The 19,247-nt window shown below is 40.5% G+C and carries 13 protein-coding genes and 1 tRNA gene; 6 read left to right on the top strand and 8 right to left on the bottom strand.

The genetic code is table 11. The features are described 5' to 3' along the window. Positions 1-144: 144 nt before the first annotated feature. Complete coding sequence (locus ACYRY3_RS23120) at positions 145-1,269, top strand: hypothetical protein (protein WP_460203988.1); 1,125 nt, start codon at positions 145-147, stop codon at positions 1,267-1,269. A 99-nt stretch (positions 1,270-1,368) separates the two neighbouring features. Beyond that, positions 1,369-1,442, top strand: a tRNA-Val gene (locus tag ACYRY3_RS23115). 239 nt (positions 1,443-1,681) lie between these two features. Here ACYRY3_RS23115 and ACYRY3_RS23110 read toward each other — a convergent pair. Then, positions 1,682-2,722, bottom strand: coding sequence for a DNA primase family protein (locus ACYRY3_RS23110; protein ID WP_460203987.1), 1,041 nt, complete (start codon positions 2,720-2,722; stop codon positions 1,682-1,684). A gap of 866 nt (positions 2,723-3,588) precedes the next feature. Beyond that, a complete protein-coding gene (locus tag ACYRY3_RS23105) occupies positions 3,589-4,278 on the bottom strand; it encodes a DVUA0089 family protein (protein WP_460203986.1) in 690 nt (229 codons plus the stop codon). A 777-nt stretch (positions 4,279-5,055) separates the two neighbouring features. On the opposite strand from ACYRY3_RS23105, the gene ACYRY3_RS23100 reads away from it, so the two are divergent. Together ACYRY3_RS23100 and ACYRY3_RS23095 are read left to right on the top strand one after the other, a co-directional pair. Next, positions 5,056-9,060, top strand: a complete 4,005-nt coding sequence (locus tag ACYRY3_RS23100) for a DUF2157 domain-containing protein (RefSeq protein ID WP_460203985.1) — start codon at positions 5,056-5,058, stop codon at positions 9,058-9,060. Positions 9,061-9,172: 112 nt separating this feature from the next. Continuing rightward, the gene (locus ACYRY3_RS23095; RefSeq protein WP_460203984.1) at positions 9,173-9,394 is read left to right on the top strand and encodes a hypothetical protein; all 222 of its coding nucleotides are present in this window, start codon (positions 9,173-9,175) and stop codon (positions 9,392-9,394) included. A gap of 350 nt (positions 9,395-9,744) precedes the next feature. On the opposite strand, the gene ACYRY3_RS23090 is transcribed toward ACYRY3_RS23095, so the two are convergent. The 6 genes from ACYRY3_RS23090 to glpK form a co-directional block, all read right to left on the bottom strand. Continuing rightward, complete coding sequence (locus tag ACYRY3_RS23090; protein ID WP_460203983.1) at positions 9,745-10,350, bottom strand: glutathione S-transferase family protein; 606 nt, start codon at positions 10,348-10,350, stop codon at positions 9,745-9,747. 57 nt (positions 10,351-10,407) lie between these two features. Continuing rightward, positions 10,408-11,412, bottom strand: a complete 1,005-nt coding sequence (locus tag ACYRY3_RS23085) for an amidohydrolase family protein (protein WP_460204089.1) — start codon at positions 11,410-11,412, stop codon at positions 10,408-10,410. 217 nt (positions 11,413-11,629) lie between these two features. After that, positions 11,630-12,397: a class I SAM-dependent methyltransferase gene (locus tag ACYRY3_RS23080; RefSeq protein ID WP_460203982.1), complete on the bottom strand. Its 768-nt coding sequence runs from the start codon at positions 12,395-12,397 to the stop codon at positions 11,630-11,632. A gap of 162 nt (positions 12,398-12,559) precedes the next feature. Next, positions 12,560-13,321, bottom strand: coding sequence for a class I SAM-dependent methyltransferase (locus ACYRY3_RS23075; protein WP_460203981.1), 762 nt, complete (start codon positions 13,319-13,321; stop codon positions 12,560-12,562). 117 nt (positions 13,322-13,438) lie between these two features. Next, the gene (locus ACYRY3_RS23070) at positions 13,439-14,860 is read right to left on the bottom strand and encodes an isochorismate synthase (RefSeq protein ID WP_460203980.1); all 1,422 of its coding nucleotides are present in this window, start codon (positions 14,858-14,860) and stop codon (positions 13,439-13,441) included. Between the two features lie 360 nt (positions 14,861-15,220). Beyond that, entirely contained in the window at positions 15,221-16,702 is a 1,482-nt protein-coding gene (gene glpK / locus ACYRY3_RS23065; protein WP_460203979.1) for a glycerol kinase GlpK, read from the bottom strand. A 563-nt stretch (positions 16,703-17,265) separates the two neighbouring features. Here glpK and ACYRY3_RS23060 point away from each other — a divergent pair. Continuing rightward, positions 17,266-17,520 carry a DUF4212 domain-containing protein gene (locus ACYRY3_RS23060; protein WP_460203978.1) on the top strand — a complete coding sequence of 85 codons (255 nt, stop codon included), beginning with the start codon at positions 17,266-17,268 and terminating at the stop codon, positions 17,518-17,520. Between the two features lie 9 nt (positions 17,521-17,529). Beyond that, positions 17,530-19,209, top strand: a complete 1,680-nt coding sequence (locus ACYRY3_RS23055) for a sodium:solute symporter family protein (RefSeq protein ID WP_460203977.1) — start codon at positions 17,530-17,532, stop codon at positions 19,207-19,209. The last annotated feature ends 38 nt before the right edge of the window (positions 19,210-19,247 follow it).

Below are 19,247 nucleotides of genomic sequence, written 5' to 3'. Positions count from 1 at the left end.
CCAACAGCACTCTTTAAGAAATTGGGGCGCTTAGCCCTCATCAAGCCAAGGAATGCATTATCTTTCTCTACTGAGGAAAACTTATACTTTTTCAATCCTAAGTGGGAATTATAAAAGTAAAAACGTAATGTATTGAGAACCTTTATGTATCGTCTTAACAGTCAAGCCTTTGAAATTTTGCGTGCAGAAGTGCAAAATTGCAGTGGCGAAGATGACGTTAGCAAAATTGAGCAAGAAATAGTGTTAAAGCCTTTAGAAAGATTGCTATCTCAGGAAGGTTCGCCACTGTCTTTGGATGAGTTACGTGAGAGAGTTATAAATACGTATCCACAATTTAGCGAAGAAGCACTAATAGCGGCGGCTGAAGCTAATACTCCACCTGGTTGTTTAAGTCTATTTATAGGGGGGGTAGTTATGCTTCTTCTTATTGGTGCTACGAGTTTGGGTGGATTGTGGTTACTAATAGCGTATCTTCCGAGTTTGTTGTCAGGGTTAACCACTTCTGTGTCCTCAGAATCTACTACCCTTAGCGTAGACGAACATTACAATCAAGCAACTGCATTGCTCAAACAGGCAGAGTATGCGATCGAGAAAGGGACTACAGGAGCAGATTTAGCATTAGGCGAAGAAAAATTAAAGTCAGCTCAAGCACATATTGAGCAGTTACCAACTTCTTACACCGTTTATTCTTATAGTTCTTCCAGACGGCGACGTTCCCGGAGAGTTGCAAGGCAGTACAGTAGCCAAACAGTCTATGACGACCAATATGCTGACATTCGTTCAAAAGCTGAAGAACTAGAGACGCAGCTTACGGAAAGGAAGCAGTCCCAAAGCCGCAGCGAAAGTTTTATTAAGGCTGCTAAGGAATTTGCTTTCAAGGCGGCTATTGCTTCTCAAAATCCACCTCATCCGTCAAATACTTGGAAACAAATTGAAAGCCAGTGGCAAGAAGCGATCGCTCAATTGCAAAACATTGAAGTTGAAGAGATAGGTTACCCAGAAGCCCAAAAATTGCTGGCTACTTACCAAACTAACTTGAAGATTGTACAAACCCGATTGCAAGCACAAAATGAGGCACAAGCAACCCTCACACAAGTGAATGCACAAATTCAAAAGCTGATTGATTCTCCTCCCCCTACAGTTGAGCAGCTACAAGTAGAAATCAAGAAAATTATCAACCAGTTGAAAACCGTCAAACCAGGAACAACAGCTTATCCAGAAGCTCAACACCTGCTGCGATCGGCAAACAATAAACTCAAACAGCTGTAGATAAGATAGACTACTTACAACTCATATAATTTACATAACTTCAAGAAATTGAACTTGGCAAGTCAGTTAAACCCGTGTTATACTCGTTCAAGTGCTTGAGGACGTATAGCTCAGTTGGTTAGAGCGCTACGTTGACATCGTAGAGGTCACTGGTTCGAGTCCAGTTACGTCCATTTAATAATGTCCTTACCAGTGCTCGCTACGATGTCAACGTAGCCCCCTAACCAACTTGTTTTCTCTCAATTTTCTCTCACTTCAATCCAATGTATCCCGAAAACAGTAAATAGGGGTACTGACTTGGCTTGAGAGAAAGTTATCACTTCTCACTACTTATATAAGATATTTATATATTGAATTGACTAAACTATTTGATAACTTGATATGCTCAATTTAGATATATACTCGCGCTACATCAGCCTGTAACCTCTCTGTTTTGAGTTTTAGGTATCAAATTACGAGTATCAAACACCAAGTCATTTGATGCCATCATGACCATACCATCAAATCTAAATTGAAACGGTTGTTCATATTTTTTTTCTGCTTGAAGCTCATCTTGTCCTGTGAGTGACTTAAATTTTTGCACATCTCTCGTATATTTACTTTGATCTGGAAATACTGCCAATCGCTTTTGGTGAAGATTCGCAACTCCAAAAGTTTTACCACAAAAATCGTTCAGAGTAGTGCTACATACATTATTACTACCTATCAAAGATATTGCAAGTTTAACAAATGTACTTTTACCCGTGCCACCAGAACCAACTAGATGCAAGAACTGTTGGAGATCGGCACGACCTTTTAGAATTGCAGCCAAATAGCATAATAGAATTTCTTTGATTGACTGATTATTGTTCGTGACTTCATTCAACCACGTATCAATCGATGGAAACTCATTACTAGAGTTATCGAATTCACGTGGCAAACACCAAGTAAACCGATTGTCTGGTGAATGCTGAAGAGTTTTTCCTGTAGCTATTTCTAGAACGCAATTCTGAAATGGTAGTAACTCTGTAGGAGATTTTTCTCCCCAATTTCTCTCCATCAATTCAAGTCGCATTTTATGGATTATGTTACTTATGTAGCTAGAAGAACCATAACCACTAATGCTTCTTTGTTCTAGCTCTTGATTGACTATTTTCTCAATATCATCATCACTGAGTTTAGTCCAAATACCAGAGTTTTCTAATTCATATTGCATCCAACAGTGAGCCTTGCTGTTAAATATCAATTGCTCTCTGTATTGTTCAGCTATGTTTTTACCAAGAACATCGGCTGGTGGAAACCCGCCTGATTGCTGCTGAGAGGTATTGGCAATTCCAGCATTATATTTTTGTGGATAGTGAACTGGCTCACTCTCTGGCAATAATAGCGGTGTTGGAACGTAATTGTCCTGTAAACAATCCATAATTTCAGAGTTTTGTTTATCATCAAAGCTGTCTAAATTTTTGTTAATCATGGGTATTTTTTCCTGAATTTACAAATTAGATAGTCTCAAATAATCAAAACAATAAAGAATGCAAAGTACCAATAGTTCTACAGCTTTAGTATTTCTTCCCTATATATTTTGATACACTTTGTAACCGAACCAATCAAACGTAACACGGTAAAAATGAAATGACTAGAGCATTTTTACATTCACAAGAATTGCTAATGAATCATGTCACCAAAATTGGAAATCGACTTATATGTTCACGAGTAGCCATTTCATGAATACGAATCATATTGTTTCTATGTTCTATATGATGTAGCGTTATCAAACCCTATGTTGATTGTGAATAATGAATATGTAATTCGTCGTTATATAAATCAACCATGTGTTCGCTAATAGCGTTATGAATTATCAGTTGCGATCGCACTCATAAGAACAAGGGATAGTATTGTATGTTTCTATCCCTTGTAACTGTATGTTTGATGAGTGTTGTTCGTACCAATATGATGAATGCAGTTATAACTCGGTTACTTTTACCTGTGTTATCGCTATGGTTCTAAATCTCTGGTAATTGAACATTGTTGTTGTTGATGTCATCATTTGGACTCCAGTAATGTTGCATAGTTGTTGCATAATCCAACTATGCAACTCGCTGAAAGCCTGGGTAATTAGTCATTTTGCACACCCTTGGTAAGGGTGAGGTCTGACCGTGTTTTGTCTGAACTGAGGTTGGGTAAGCAAGCATCTGGGTATAAAATTGCTCAGAAGGCTCTTAATCGTTTCATCACTGAACTAACCAGCGAACCAACCAGCTAGTATGCTGCTTTTCCGAATTCGCCAACAGTATCCGTATCTGGCTCGACCTCTAATATTTTGGCAATGGTGAGGAATAGCTAAGCCGAGTAGGAAGATGCTACTTTTTTCAAAAAGAGTAACCCGCTTAAACATAACGTAGCCAGCCCCAAAACTGCGTTTGGTTCTGAAACTGGCTGAGCCTTAACTGTAGAGTTGTTCAAGAGGATACGGTATTTTCCGGTAGCTCTTGGGCTGCTGCCATTTGGTCCAATTGTCCAATTATTTATGAGAGTCGCGCTACCTCCAGGTCCTGTTGGTTGCAAAAGTTTTGTTTTTTGAGAGCCACTGGTGTAATCGAAAATAAATCCCATTGCACTTGTGGGCTCAATATCGTAATTGCTGATTCCCAAATAATAAGTTCCTCCACTCAAGTTGGCTCTAATTGTAGATTGACTGGTATTGGATGAGTCGTCGTTGCCAACAATTCCCTTACCTTTTGAGTCGAACAGCCACAACATGGTGTCTAAATTATTAGTCACATTGCGTACTGTTGTGGCAATGAATAACCCATCAGCCAAATTCAATTGGTAAAGATCTACATCAGTTGTGGTATCTATCGTTCCCACAATTGCGTTAATATCTACTCCCACATTAATAGCATTTGACAGTGATTGACCGGAATCCCCTACCTCAGTGAATGTGGCAGCATATGTAGGAGATTCTGGCATTGCGGTCAATGAAAGGGTAACGCCAGCCGCCGCAACTGCTATAAATTGAGTCAGTTTCATTGAAGAAATTCCTTGTGATGAGTTTGTCAGCTAATTAAGTAGAAAACTGCCTTGAGAGCGGGCAGACTTTTTAGTAGATAGATTTGGAAACGTAAAGCCTGGTGTGGAAAAGCCTTGAGTCATCATGCTTTAAAAACGGGTAAAACGTGGCGGCGACCGAGTAAATCCTGATTGAAAATTGGTTGTTAAACTCTGTTGTATTCACTATTTCTAGTTCATACAATTACAAATTTATAAAAATCCGTTAATTAAGGCAACTATTTATACAGTATTTTACTAAAACATCACTTCTGACTTTCTACTTTCCCAGATATTCTCTTGACCAAAAGCTTTATATAATAGGATTTTTTTCCAGCGCTCTGCTAGAAATCCATTCAAAAGCTTTCTATAAAGGTGACCCGAATATTACTAGGAATTAAGAAATTATTTTATACACAGATTTTGTGAGAAAACAAGAATAAAACTTCCGTAAAAGCCGAAAGTCCATAGCACATTCCTAAAGACTTTTGGGATGTTTTAGCTTGCCGATTCTTACTGTGGCTGTTCTACACACATTGCCTAGCGTATATGACTGCCGTGCTTGTTCAGCGCATCCCGAGCCTCCCAACACGCTATTCCCTGTGAGGTGAGATTGAACAACCGTCTGGCTTCTACGGAGCGCTCTGAGTCATCGCTTAATAAAAATTTACGCAGTCAGGGAAGTAAGTGTCACAATTAGCGCGAAATTTACCTTAATTGAAACGATGATTTAAGTACCGCGCTTAAGGCGTGCTATTTATGCCATCTAACTTTGACCATCCGCTTAAAATAGAACTTTGGCTGTCATCTTCTCACCCTGAGTTGTTGCACGGGCTTGATATATGGCTGCACTTGGGTTTAATATCTCATGCCCAGGTGAGGCAAATTTGTCAGGAGCATTTCGTGTGCGCTGTGGCGTTGCAACCTCAAACAACACCGAAACCACAACGGGTGTTGACGAATTCTGTTGCAAATGATGTAAAAACCTTACGCCCAACACCTCTACCTCAAAAGAATTCACCACAAACACCCCCAAAACCCAACGTTCTCACCAGAATGTTGCAATCACTTGGAGAAGAATTGAGCGTCCGGTGGCTGTTGTTTCTGGGAATGTTTTTAGTTGTAGTGTCTTCTGGAGTCTTAGCTGCGAGTCAGTGGGATAAGTTTCCACCCTCTGGACAATATGGAATTTTGCTTGCTTACACCTTGAGTTTTTGGGGAGTCAGCTTTTGGGCTGGTAAACAATCTAATTTAAACTTGACGGCGCGATCGCTACTCATCGTTACCCTTTTGTTAGTGCCTGTCAACTTTTGGGCAATAGACAACTTCCAATTGTGGCAAAACCCTCTCAACTGGATTGTCATTGCCATAGCCTCTGTTATCCTCACATCTCTTACTGTTTTTTCTTGCAAGACTCAGTTGTTTGCAACCAACAACCACGTCAGGAACTCAATTTTATTTAATATTTTGGGGCTATCTTACTTACATTGGGGTTGGCAATTACCGGGCTTTCCCCTCATAGCTGTTTATTTGGCAACAGTAGGAACAGCCATTGCAACTGTTTATCGCATTCGTTTCCAGCAACCGATATCCCCAACCTCTTCTGAAGGTGACAAGCCCCCTTTGCCAAGGGAAGTCAAGGTGAATCGAGCCGTGTTGCCTTTGATTATCATTATTTATGCCTTAGTCGTACTGTTAGTACGGGCGATTTTTATTGTCCAAGTTGATATTCAACAACTAGGGTTGGCAATTGGCATTTGCGGCGCTCTTTTAACTTGGTTGGCAACGGATGATATAACGAAAGTAACGGATAAGTTATCTGTAAAATCAACAAACCAACCTCTACCCACATCCCCTTCTCGACTCTGGGAAATCTTGGGCGGTGTTCTATTATTCCTAGGATGGTTAGTATCAGTTGGCACAACCTTTCCTTGGCAAGCGAGCATTGTCAGTCTCTTGGGTTTGTGGTTTTTCAACCGTCGCTTGCAACGCAATGGGGTGCGGGCGGATGTGGGAGCAATTTTTGTCATTGGGTTGGAGACAATTTGGCTGGGTTGGCGATTATTGCCTGCAAATATCCAGCAATGGATTGTGACTGTTGCAACTCAATTGACCTATTCTCACAATGCACCTTGGGAATTATTAAGTGTGGGGTTATTTCCCTATGTCCTTGTTATGTTGGCATTGGCGAATAAACTATATCGTGCTGACAAGGTGCCATTGGCTGTTTTTGCAGAACGTTTAACACTCATGTTTGGGATTTTACTGACTTTGCTTAGTGTGGAAAATCCCTCATTACGCTCAATAAATTTACTTTTGTCTACAGTGACTTTGTGGAGTGTTAGCCAAAGACGTTCTTTGACAAAAAGCCCTTTGGTTTACATGACTCAAATTGCTCTTGTGCTGACAATTTGCTCGGTCGTTGACCGTTTATTGCCTTCTTTAAGTCAGGAAGTTTGGGCAAGTCTTTTGTTGGTCATGGCGATCGCACAGTTGTTATTTAGTGTAGGTTCTGGAATATGGCGGCGCAGTGCGTGGCATATGGGTTTGGCCTTAGCAGTACTCAGCTACACTCTACTGTGGGGAAATGCAAATTTAGCTTGGGTTGGTGCTGCTAATGGTAATGAGAATTGGGGTCTGATTTGGTTAGCAATTCCAATGACACTCACGGGGCTGGGTAGTTGGGGGTATAAAACCCAAACAACTGCTGTCCCTCGTTCCAGTCTTAACATTTGGTTGAGTGTTGCTGCTTCGGGGCTTTCTTTGTCATTCACTTTACCTTTGACTGGAGGTCGGTTAATCGGTTTAATTGTTGCAACGGCTTTGATGTTTGTTAATACATATTATTTGCGACAAAAGTCATGCGCGGTTGTGACCGTAGGTTTTGGGCTGGGTGCTTTCGCTGCTTTGTTATGGGAAGGTATACCCGGTTTACCACGACTCTCAGGACAAGGTTGGTTTTTAGTAGGGGCAGTTGCCATCACCTGTTTTTGGTTAATGCGATCGTGGCTTGAAGACAAACAGACAAGGGCACAAGGGAACACGGGGAATGAAGAAGTCTCCGCGTCTTCCTCAACCCTGTTACAAATTTACGCAATTGCATTTGATAGGTGGGCGATCGCGTTATGCAGTGCCGAGTTGTTGTGCTTGAGTGGCCATTCCCTATTAGTTTACCAAAACCTCATTAATCCGGGATTCTTATCTTTAATTTCCTGTGCGATCGCTTTAGGAGCTATTGCTTATCGCAGTTGGCAGCAACCTACCAATTGGGGTTTTTACGGTATTGGTTGGTGTCTGGAATTACTGATAGCCGAGTTACTTGGTTTTAGCAACCATTCTCTTATCCAGATTGCAATTGCCAATATTGCTTTGGGTTTGATGGCACAGCTTTTAGGAGAGTGGTGGCAAAGGCGACACCGTCTGGAACAACTGCCGAACCGCTGGCACATTCTGCCCTTAATGTATGGGATTTTTGGTGTCATGCTGCGCTGGCAAACCTTTAGCAACTGGACGGGTTTATCGACCCTTGCTGTGGCTTTGATTGCTATTGGTGTGGGACGACGCCGCCAAGAATGTAAACCATTGGTTTACATCGGATTGGTTGGAGTATCGGTTTCAGCATACGAACTTTTGTTATATCAACTCCTACAATTACCAGGAGGGGCATATGGTGATGGATTAATTGCCATGTCCGTTCTTGGAACTGGCATTATGTATGTTTATCGCATTCTCTCACCCTGGCTTTTAGGCTACTTGCGCTTAAGTAGCAAAGAGCTAAAAGTGGTTGCTCATATTCACTGGGCTTTGAGTAGCGGCTTGTTAATTGCTGCTAGTTTCAGTCCGGTAGAAGCAAAGATGCTCGGTTTGGGGACTGGATTATTTTTAATTCGGTATGCCATCTTTCAAGGAAGAATCCAACAGGAAAACACTTCAAGGAAAGAAATTGACTCCTCCGCCTGGGTGTACCTTGGGTTACTACAGATGCCTTTCTTGAGGGTTTATTTACCAGAAGTTCCAATAGTAGGATTGCTAGAGAAACAGTTGCTTCCCTGGCAAGGTGCGATCGCATCTGTAATTGCCTACTTTGTTTACATTATGCCCTGGGAGACTTGGGGCTGGTCTAAAAAACCTTGGCAAAAAGCCGCATACATCCTACCACTTCTATTTTTATGGCAAACCAGAGTAGAAGTTTACTCAATTAGCTTACTGATTGCTGCAGCCTTCTATACTCTTGTTGCCAAAACTGCTCGTAAATTTCGCTTTACATACCTGAGTTTGGCACTGGTAAATTGGGCGCTGTTCCGGTGGTTGTTTGTCTTCAATTTCACAGATGCATTATGGTATGTAACGCTAATTGGTTTATCACTACTATATATTGCTCAGTTTGACCCCGAACTGAAATTACCAAAAATGAAAGGAAGCCGTCACTCTCTGAGGCTTCTGGGTAGCAGCATCATTTGTGGTTGGGCAATTCTTTTTCATCAGGATGCAGCACTTCTACCGGGGATTTTCAGTCTCATTGCTATCTTTGCGGGGTTGGCATTGAGGGTCAGGGCTTTTCTTTACATTGGAGTTGCTGCCTTTTTCATCACAAGTTTCTATCAGCTTGTTCTTTTCAGTTTGCAATATCCCTTTTTCAAATGGGTTGTTGGCTTGCTTGTCGGCATCTTACTCCTGACCATTGCTGCCAATTTTGAAAATCGTCGCGAACAACTCAATTCTTTACTTCGTAATGCTAGCGAGCAATTGCAAGAGTGGGAATAAATCCTGCATAATGTAGATAATTGTGCAATTTAATTGCACGATTTAGTTCTTTGTTTGCCAAGTAGCAACTACTAAGTACAATTGAGTTAGCAAGTGCAGGAAGCAGTAAGAAATGAAAATCTGTAGCACTCCAGCAACATTAGAATGGCTCTCTGTAGAGTCAGTTCGGTATATCGCTCAGTGTTTGGAAGCGTGTGAGAATGCCGATATGCTGGCAGATTTACGCGCTATTTTCCCACGAGAGGCATTGAAGCAAGGAAGCCGATTTGTCAGTATGGAACAAAGGGAGAGGTTAAAAATCTGGTTGGATTATTTAAATCAACAGGTTGCATGATAAGTAGGTAGTTAAGGTTGTCCAAAGTCATTTGTAAAGGTTACAGCCATTTTTAAATTTCTTAACATATATCCTTTTATTCCCACCCACCTACTTAGTTGCGTTTGCCATTGACTCTTGGCTCTTGTCTGTATCTATATATAGATGCCATAGTTGTTTTTATCTCCCTTGCTTAATTCTGGTTACTGCGAGGTGCTAGCAAATGGAGTAAGCTCGCCTTGCTCGGAGACTACTCTAAGTAGTTGCGGAATATAGCCTGTGGACATGGTAACCATCCGTGATGCTATTTAAACATATATTGGATAAAAATACAATTTCAACTAGTAAAAAAATCCCAAATAAAAAACAGACTATGTTTGGGAAATATCAATATAGTGAGGTTGAGATTTCACTCTTTCTATCCATGCTTGGATAGCAGAAAATTCGGATATATTATAACCGCTTTCATGAGCTATATGAGTATAAGCAAATAAGCAAATATCGGCAATAGTATAGCGGTTACCTACAAAAAAATCCTGCGAGTGTAAATGTTGTTCCATAACAGATAAAGCAGCATAACCAGACTTTTGTTTTTCAGCAATTACATCATGAAATTCGTTAGCTTTATTGAGGATAGTCATCCAGTATCGACAAGAACCAATATAAGGCATCAAGCTATATTGCTCAAAAAATAACCATTGCATAACCTTTGACTGCTCAAGACGATCGTCTGGAAATAATTGAGTACCCTTGCTTAAATAAAACATGATTGCGTTTGATTCTAATAAAAACTCTCCTGATTCAAGCTCTAAAACTGGAACTCGACTTTGAGGATTCTTGTTCAGAAATTCAATATTGCGATTTTCTTTTTTGATAAAATCAAGCTCTACCCTTTCAAAAGCAATTTCTAATTGCTTCATTAAAAGGCGAACTTTATAACAATTACCCGATAAATTAAATTCATACAAACGTAACATAACTTTTTGAGCCAGTTGTAAAACAAATAGTCGAATGGAAATATTAACTAAACTTACTTAAGATTTTCTATTAATTAATTTTAAAAAGTTTTCACCATAAATCTTTTTACGGTCTGCTTCGGGAATAAGTAAACTTGCAATACTTCTGTCGGTTTCTGGAGTGAAAATATCGCCTGCTTTTGTATCCATTGGAGTATCACTACCAAACAGAATATGTTCCACATCAAAAAAGTTGTAAGCCATTTCAAGTAGCAAAGGTTCAAAACCTAAAGTAGCAGTGTCACAGTAAAAATGTTTAAAGTGGTCGATATATGGTTGACTAATATTCGTATTCAATTTGAAATCACTATTGCATTCAAAATAAGTATATGACTCTTGCATCCGTTTAGCAAAAAGAGGGATTAATGCTCCGTGATGATGGGTAATAAGTTTTAGCTGGGGATATCGCTGGAAAACACCGCTAAATACCAACCTGACCATCACACTGCTAGTATCCATAAGCCAACCCAGAGTTTGCCATAATAAATATTCAGATTTACTTTCATCTATATAATCTGGATAGTTGGCGGGACGGCAAGGGTGGAGCCACAAGGGTACACCAAGTTCAGTTGCTCTTTGATATAAAGGTTCGTAACTTTGATCGTCACCTCTGGTCACTGTAGGTCCAACAAAAATTACTGCTCCCACAAATCCTAATTCATGAATTGCCCGTTCAAACTCAGCCATCATTATTTCAGGGTTAGTTGTGGGAAGAATTGCCACTCCCAGAAAACGGTCAGAATGAGCAGACACTATCTGATACAGCCCATCATTGCACAACTTAGCTGCTTGTTCTGCAAGTTTAGGATTTGCATGAATAGTAGGAGTGCCTTCGAGCCAGGGAAGAGGAACCAAAACATGCATATCAATACCATGTTTATCCATCAGTTGCAAGCGCACATTTGGATGAGTTAAAGTAGGTGTTGTAGAAAAAAGCTGACGGAAAAAATGAGCTTGCTTTCCTAATGAAGATTCTAAAAATTCTATAAAATTTAAAGGGCAAAAATGGGTATAAGCATCTATTTTTTTGATCGTGAGTTAGGCTCTCTATTGTTGAATAGATAAATCAGTTGTTCATATTTCGATCCAGTCTGGAAGCGGGTTCGGACCTTCATCTTAGTAGTTCTTTTGTTCGCGTTGAAAGGGCTGGGTGGGCACTGCCCTCGACCCCTCCCACTTCTGGGCGTGCAAGATGTCAGTCTTGCAGGTATGCTTCGCTTTACTCCATTTATTCATCTATTCATTCAATATTTTCTTGTTGACGTACTGCAATCACTCTACCCGCTGCTCCTCCAGTGTAAGTATTGGTTTGGAGGACACAAGCCTTATAAAGTTCTAGAAGTATTTTAAAATCAGTAATACTTAAACCATTAATAATACTCTCAGCTAGATAACGATAAGGAGTGACATCTTCAATAAAAGGTTTGACAATTTGAGGAACAATCTTCTTCATCCAAAAAGTATATATGCTACGCCAAAGCGGGTTCTGAGGATAAAAATGATCGAGTATCAGTAAGCGACCACCAGGACGCAATACTCTTAACATTTCTGCGATCGCAACATTGCGGTTAGGAAAATTACGGAATGTGAAAGTCGTCAGTACAAAATCATAAGTTGAATTAGCGCAAGGAATAGCACACACATCACCTTCAAAATAAGTTAATTTTGGACTTAGACGACGTGCTTCATTCAACATACCAGAAGAAATATCCATGCCTTCAACATTTATTCCTGGATAACGGTTAATTAAATATCGCGTTGATTCTCCAGTGCCACAGCCTACATCTAAGACTTTATCTCCTGCTTTCAATCCTAAATCCGAAAGTGATTGGCGATACCATAGGCTAGTATGACCAAGAAAAACTAGAGCCCTAATAAAATCGTAACGACTAGAAATTTTATCAAATAACGTGCGGATATAAGTTATTTTGTCATCTCCAGTTAATTTTGTTGCCATTTCTGGAGAAACTATAGGTGAATTAGAATTAAATGAGTTAGTTTCAATCATATATTATCCATTCTGCAAAGATAGAAAAGATGTTTGGCAATTTTCAAAACTAGCGTTTACTACGCTTTTTGTTGCATGGCTGAATCACGAAATGATTTTGCACAACATAAAAACAAGTTTTAATATTACTATCAAATTCATAAAGCCGCCATGCAAAATATTTTATAGATTCTTCCGAACTGCAATTAATTTTACTGCTGCTCCTCCCGTATATGAGTTAATTTGGCTAACACTTGCACCATGGTCTTCTAAAAGAAGTTTAAAATCGCTGACATTTAAGCCATTAATAATACTTTCTCCTAAATAGCTATAGGGAGTCGGATCTTCAATAAAAGGGATGACAATTGCAGGAATAATTTTCTTAATCCAGAAAGTATAAACTTTTTGCCACCATAGAGGCTCTTGTGGGTAAAAAAGATCGAGTATCAACAATTTTCCCCCTGGACGTAAAACTCGAAGCATTTCATTAATTGGGGTTTGATGGTTAGGAAAGTTGCGAAAGGTAAATATTGTAGTGACGAGATCGTATGTTGCGTCAGGACGAGGTATAGCGCAAACATCGCCTTCAAAGAAGTTGAGATGAGGATGTAAACGACGTGCTTCAGATAGCATTCCAGGAGACAGATCCATGCCCTCTATATTTAAACCAGGATAACGATAATGCAAATACTGTGTAGAATGTCCAGTACCACAGCCAATATCAAGTATGTTAGTTCCTGGCTTTAGCTCCAAATCAGAGAGAGCCCATTGATGCCATAATTTGATGTGTCCTAAAAAAATCAAATTATTAATAAAATCATAACGCGTGGAAATATTATTAAATAGCTGACGAATATAGTTACGCTTATTATCTCCAGTTAATTTTGTTGCGCTCAAGGGAGTAATGTTCAATGAATTTGTATTGCTTAGTTGGTTTTTGTTCATTAATTTTCTCCAGTATCAAAAATGGTTTTTACGTTAATAAAACAGCAATAATCCTCTTCTCTATCTACGGCAACCAAGGATAATTACGAAAATTAGGTTGACGTTTTTCTAAAAATGCTATGAAGAAGATACAACTGTTTTTTTCACGGTAACTAAATAGTTAATGATATCAATAAAACCTCCAATCTTGTTTTCTATTTCTTGCAATTCATCTTCAGGTTGAGAACCTTGGACAATACCTGCTCCAGAAAATAGAGAAAGCTGATTATTATTAACTAAGCCTGAACGGATGGCTACAACAAATTCAGCAGCATTATGTCCTATCCAACCTACAGGGGCTGAATACCAACCTCTGTCAAATGGCTCTAATTCATTTATTGCCATTAATGCTTGTTCTCTGGGATAACCTGCTACTGCTGGTGTAGGATTTAACTCTGCTAGTATGTTTGCATCAGAAAACTTATCTAATAAAATGCCAGCGCAAGGTGTATATAAATGTTGAACTTTATTCAACTTTAATAGTACTGGCTTTCTCTGTTTTTCTATAGAATGGCACAGATGTTGAAGCCCATTTCTTAAATATTGAGCAACAAGTTGATGTTCTCGAATATCTTTTTCTGATGTAAGTAGTTCTTGTCCCAAATTTTGGTCTTCTTCAATAGAGTTACTACGAGGACGAGTACCAGCCACTGCCTCGGTCTGTAACGATCTTCCTACACGCTTATATAAGCGCTCTGGTGACCCACCAATAAAAGCGTTACCCAAACTAGGTTGAAAACAGAAATGGAACAGGTGAGGATTATTTTTTTTGAGCAATAACAATAAATTCAGAGGTTCTATTTCTTCACTAAATTCAAACATAGATTTACGAGATAGAACAATTTTTTTTAAATCTTCTCGATTGAAATAAGTCAATGCTGTTTTAACATTTTTATGCCAAACAATTTCATTGGGTAAATCTTTTCTACAAAGAAGTGTGGAAAAAATAGTATGAACGGGTTGATTGAAAGCTAAACTATTCAGTTCAAATAAAATCTGATTCAGATGTAATTGATAATTTTGTGAGTCTTTGAGCAGAAAATTACAAGCTAAATAAGCTTCCTTATTTTCGACATAAATCTCAAATTTAGGTACGACAAATCGATAATTACCAAAACAATGCCAATTTCGATCTCTTTCCGAGCTTTGATTAAAACTAATACCTCCATAATATCGTAAATGTTTATATGATGAAGAAAGGCGTCTATTTAATCTATCAAAAAGTTTAGAATATTCAATTAAGCTTTGAGAAAATTCAATATCTGCTTCTCCTACACCAGCCATTTCAAATCGATGTTCTCTATCTGACCAATAAGTCTTACTATTGTTTTTCTGTTGCAGCAGCCATTGGAGAGGTTCTATATTATTATCTATTTGAACTTCAATACGAACAATTTCATTAACTATTGATGATTTGATTTGTTTTTGAAAGGTTTTTTGAATTTTTTCAGATAATTCAATTTGGTATTTACTAATACTTTTATTGTCCGGGTCTGTCATTGCTAACTTTTAATAGACTACTTACTTTTACCAGGTAACTCTTAAGCTACTTAATATCTAAGTACATAAAATAACAGTGCTTTACTTTTTACTATTTGCAAGCTTGATAGCTTTAACCTACTAAATTTCTTATGAAAATGCAGCGTTATAATGATTACCAAAATACTAAACTCCTCCAATGTGATTGTCAAGCAATTTTGAAAACGACAATGTTTTACGTACTAACCGTGAAATTCGTGTGCTGCTACACGAGGATCTGCTTCCATACTGGTAAGCGCATCCAGCAAGAGCGATCGCGTGCGTCGCGCTAAGACATCCTCTACCGTGCGTGCGAGTTCGTAGCGAGCAGTAGGGCACTCTCTACCTATGCCGTGTCTGGGCGATCGCCTGTCGCCACGAGTTTATGAGTGTTAAACGGCGATCGGCGCTCATTGTTGGCTCAAACCGTTTCTCAACCTGCCACTGCTGCACAATTTCCGCTTCGTCCCAGTAGCCAACAGCTAGCCCTGCCAAATAAGCAGCTCCCAAGGCAGTCGTTTCAGTGATTTTTGGACGAACAACGGGCACACCCAAAATATCAGCCTGGAACTGCATCAGCAGATCGTTGCGGGAGGCACCACCATCTACCCGCAGTTCTGAAAGATAAAGCTGAGAATCCTGACGCATCGCATCAATCACGTCAAATGTCTGATAGGCAATACTTTCTAAAGCTGCACGGGCGATATGGGCAACCGTTGAGCCGCGAGTTAAACCCACAATCGTGCCGCGAGCGTAGCTGTCCCAATAAGGTGCGCCCAAACCAACGAAGGCAGGTACAAAATACACACCATCATTATCAGGAACGCTGCAAGCAAATGCTTCCACATCTGCGCTGTGCTTAATAATTCCGAGTCCGTCGCGTAACCATTGCACAACTGCCCCGGCAATGAATACGCTGCCTTCTAGGGCATAATTAGTTCGTCCATTGATGCTCCAGGCAATGGTGGTCAGCAGCTTGTGATGAGATTGCATCGGCCGCTCGCCTGTATTCAGCAGCATAAAACAGCCTGTACCGTAAGTATTTTTTGCCATGCCACATTGCAACGATGCCTGCCCAAAGGTTGCAGCCTGTTGGTCTCCAGCAATTCCAGCAATGGGAATGCGGCTACCTAAAAGACCTTCAGATGTATACCCATAGACTTCTGACGAACTATGCACTTTGGGGAGAAGAGAAGGGGGAATATCGAGAATTGACAATAATTCCGAGTCCCACTCCTGAGTGTGAATATTGAACAATAACGTCCTGCTAGCATTCGTCACGTCTGTGATGTGAAGTTCCCCCTGAGTGAGTTTCCAAATCAACCAGCTATCGACGGTTCCAAATGCCAGTTCTCCTCCCTCGGCTTTTTCACGAACGTCAGGCACATTATCGAGCAACCACTTGAGTTTAGTGCCACTAAAGTAAGCATCGATCACCAGTCCCGTTTTTTTCTGAAATGTTGTCTCATGTCCAGCAGCTTTAAGTTCATCGCAGTACACAGCCGTGCGGCGGTCTTGCCAAACGATCGCATTATGAATTGGCTTGCCTGTTTTTCGCTCCCAGACTATCGTGGTTTCTCGTTGATTGGTAATGCCAATAGCAGCAATATCACTAGCCTTGATACCAATGCGAGCTAAAGCTTCATTCGCAACACCAATTTGGGAAGACCAAATTTCCTGAGGATCGTGCTCTACCCAACCGGGCTGCGGAAAGATTTGTTGAAATTCTTTCTGAGCAATGGTTAGGATTTCGCCATTGCGGTCAAATATAATACTCCGCGAACTGGTGGTGCCTTGGTCGAATGCCAGAATATATTTAGTCATGAGATATATCTCGAATTTGTTTGTAATCAGAACGAGGTAAAAATTTTGATTGAGTATTAGAGAACTCCAACTTAATCGGCGTTGTAAATATTACAGCATTTTTCAGGTAAATGAAGTATATTGGTAGGGGCGCGGTGACCTTGCGCCCTTACAACAGTCTGTACCTCCTCCGCGTTGCAATCTGCTGTAAGTATGAAATTCAAAAATTCAATTATTGGGCTGAACATTTACTCCTTTTGTGCTGTAAAACTACCGCTTTTTGTAGATAGGGCTATGCCGCACGTTCGCTGGTGGGCAGTGCCCACCCTACATCCTATCTTTATAAGCAGAGAATGGAAAAATCAAAGCCTCTCTCCTTGTAGGAAAGAGGTTTGGAGAGAGGTTAAAAATGTGGTTGTAAATTGTCCAACTCAACGGCTCGCGATCGCCCTTCAAAACCAATATTATTCTGTTAACAAATCTTAATAAAAACTTTGTGTAAGTAATTCATAATTCTCTTAATTTCTCAGGGTATGGAGCGGATTTGAACTGATATATTCTTATAGCATCTATAGTAAAAACAAATGGATAGAGAACAGAGCCGTGCATATTGGCGTGCCAATACTGCTTTAATTCGGAATCTTTTAATAATCTGGGCGCTAGTGTCCCTTGGTTTTAGTATTTTGCTGGTACAACCATTGAATACCATTCGTTTCTTTGGTGTCCCATTTGGCTTTTGGATGGCACAACAGGGTTCAATCCTGATTTTTGTGGCATTGATTTTCATTTACGCCTTTCAGATGGATAAGCTGGACCGCAAGCATAATATAAAAAGGTGAGGAAAAACCGTGTCAGTTGAAATTTGGACTATTTTGATAGTTGGGCTTTCGTTTCTGCTCTACCTTTACATTGGTTGGCAATCACGAGTCAATGATAGTAAGGGCTTTTTTGTAGCAGATCAAGGTGTTCCTTCCGTCGCCAATGGTGCAGCCACAGCTGCTGACTGGATGTCGGCCGCTTCGTTTATTTCAATGGCAGGGCTGATCAGTTTTATGGGCTATGACGGCTCTATCTACTTAATGGGTTGGACTGGAGGTTATGTCTTACTGGCATTGCTGCTAGCTCCTTATCTCAGGAAATTTGGTAAGTACACTGTGCCAGATTTTGTTGGCGATCGCTACTACTCCAATATTGCTCGTCTGGTGGCTGTAGTTGCAGCCATTTTCGTTTCCCTCACCTATGTTGCCGGACAAATGCGGGGGGTAGGCATTGTTTTCAGCCGCTTTCTGCAAGTAGACATCAATACGGGCGTCATTATCGGTATGGTGATTGTTGGCTTTTTCTCCGTACTGGGCGGCATGAAAGGCATCACTTGGACGCAGGTTGCCCAGTACGGTATCTTGATTGTTGCTTACCTGATTCCGGCAATTGCAATTGCCATGTTGCTCACAGGTAACCCCATTCCCCAATTAGCGTTTACCTTCAGTGACATTGCTAGCAACCTCAATAAAATCCAGGTTGACCTTGGGTTTGCAGAGTACACCCAGGCATTTACGAACAAATCCATGCTCGACGTGCTGTTTGTTACCATTGCCTTGATGGTAGGAACCGCCGGTCTTCCCCACGTGATAGTAAGATTTTACACAGTGCCTGATGTGCGTTCAGCCCGTTTTTCCGCAGGTTGGGCACTGTTATTTATAGCCATTCTTTATACCACGGCTCCAGCCCTCTCCATGTTTGCCCGCTACAACCTCATCACTACCCTGCACAATCAAACAGTTGAGCAAGTACGGCAGCTAGATTGGGTCAACAAGTGGGAAAATACCAAACTCCTGGCTTTTGAGGATAAAAACGGTGATGGGCGTCTCCAGCTAACACCAAAAAAAGAATCTAACGAAATTACCATTGACCGAGACATCATCGTACTAGCAACCCCAGAAGTTGCAAAACTTGCTCCTTGGGTGATTGCTCTTGTAGCAGCTGGTGGTTTAGCAGCAGCTTTGTCTACAGCTTCAGGGCTACTGCTGGTTATTTCCAGTTCCATCGCCCACGATGTCTACTACCGTATCATCGATCCGGGAGCGTCAGAACAAAAACGGCTATTTGTCGGACGCGTAATGGTGGGCTTATCTCTCGTTCTTGCTGGATACTTTGGGGTCAACCCACCTGGGTTTGTTGGTGAGGTCGTTGCTTTTGCCTTTGGTTTAGCCGCCTCTAGCTTCTTCCCAGTCATTATCCTCGGGATTTTCGACAAGCGCACTAACAAAGAAGGGGCAATTGCAGGTATGCTGATAGGTCTAATTTTTACTATAGCATACATTGTGGGTGTCAAGTTTGCAGGTATGCCAACTTGGTTCTTTGGAGTTTCTGCAGAAGGCATTGGCACTTTGGGTATGGTTATCAACTTGCTTGTCACTGTTGTGGTTTCTCGTTTGACACCACCTCCCCCCGCTGATATTCAAGCAATGGTGGAGGATTTACGCAGCCCGGATATTGGAGAGGAACAATCGGTGAGAACTGTGCATTAATTATTCCTTGGTCATTTGTCATTGGTCATTGGTCATTT

This window comes from Scytonema sp. NUACC21, assembly GCF_054684315.1.
This window is presented reverse-complemented; position numbering and strand designations above follow the sequence as displayed.

Excerpts from the sequence above, each read along its gene's own strand:
- ACYRY3_RS23110 (WP_460203987.1), bottom strand. The coding sequence starts at position 2,722 with ATGATTAACAAAAATTTAGACAGCTTTGATGATAAACAAAACTCTGAA.
- ACYRY3_RS23120 (WP_460203988.1), top strand. The coding sequence starts at position 145 with ATGTATCGTCTTAACAGTCAAGCCTTTGAAATTTTGCGTGCAGAAGTG.
- ACYRY3_RS23070 (WP_460203980.1), bottom strand. The coding sequence starts at position 14,860 with ATGACAGACCCGGACAATAAAAGTATTAGTAAATACCAAATTGAATTA.
- ACYRY3_RS23100 (WP_460203985.1), top strand. The coding sequence starts at position 5,056 with ATGCCATCTAACTTTGACCATCCGCTTAAAATAGAACTTTGGCTGTCA.
- ACYRY3_RS23095 (WP_460203984.1), top strand. The coding sequence starts at position 9,173 with ATGAAAATCTGTAGCACTCCAGCAACATTAGAATGGCTCTCTGTAGAG.
- ACYRY3_RS23090 (WP_460203983.1), bottom strand. The coding sequence starts at position 10,350 with ATGTTACGTTTGTATGAATTTAATTTATCGGGTAATTGTTATAAAGTT.
- ACYRY3_RS23105 (WP_460203986.1), bottom strand. The coding sequence starts at position 4,278 with ATGAAACTGACTCAATTTATAGCAGTTGCGGCGGCTGGCGTTACCCTT.
- ACYRY3_RS23080 (WP_460203982.1), bottom strand. The coding sequence starts at position 12,397 with ATGATTGAAACTAACTCATTTAATTCTAATTCACCTATAGTTTCTCCA.
- glpK (WP_460203979.1), bottom strand. The coding sequence starts at position 16,702 with ATGACTAAATATATTCTGGCATTCGACCAAGGCACCACCAGTTCGCGG.
- ACYRY3_RS23060 (WP_460203978.1), top strand. The coding sequence starts at position 17,266 with ATGGATAGAGAACAGAGCCGTGCATATTGGCGTGCCAATACTGCTTTA.
- ACYRY3_RS23075 (WP_460203981.1), bottom strand. The coding sequence starts at position 13,321 with ATGAACAAAAACCAACTAAGCAATACAAATTCATTGAACATTACTCCC.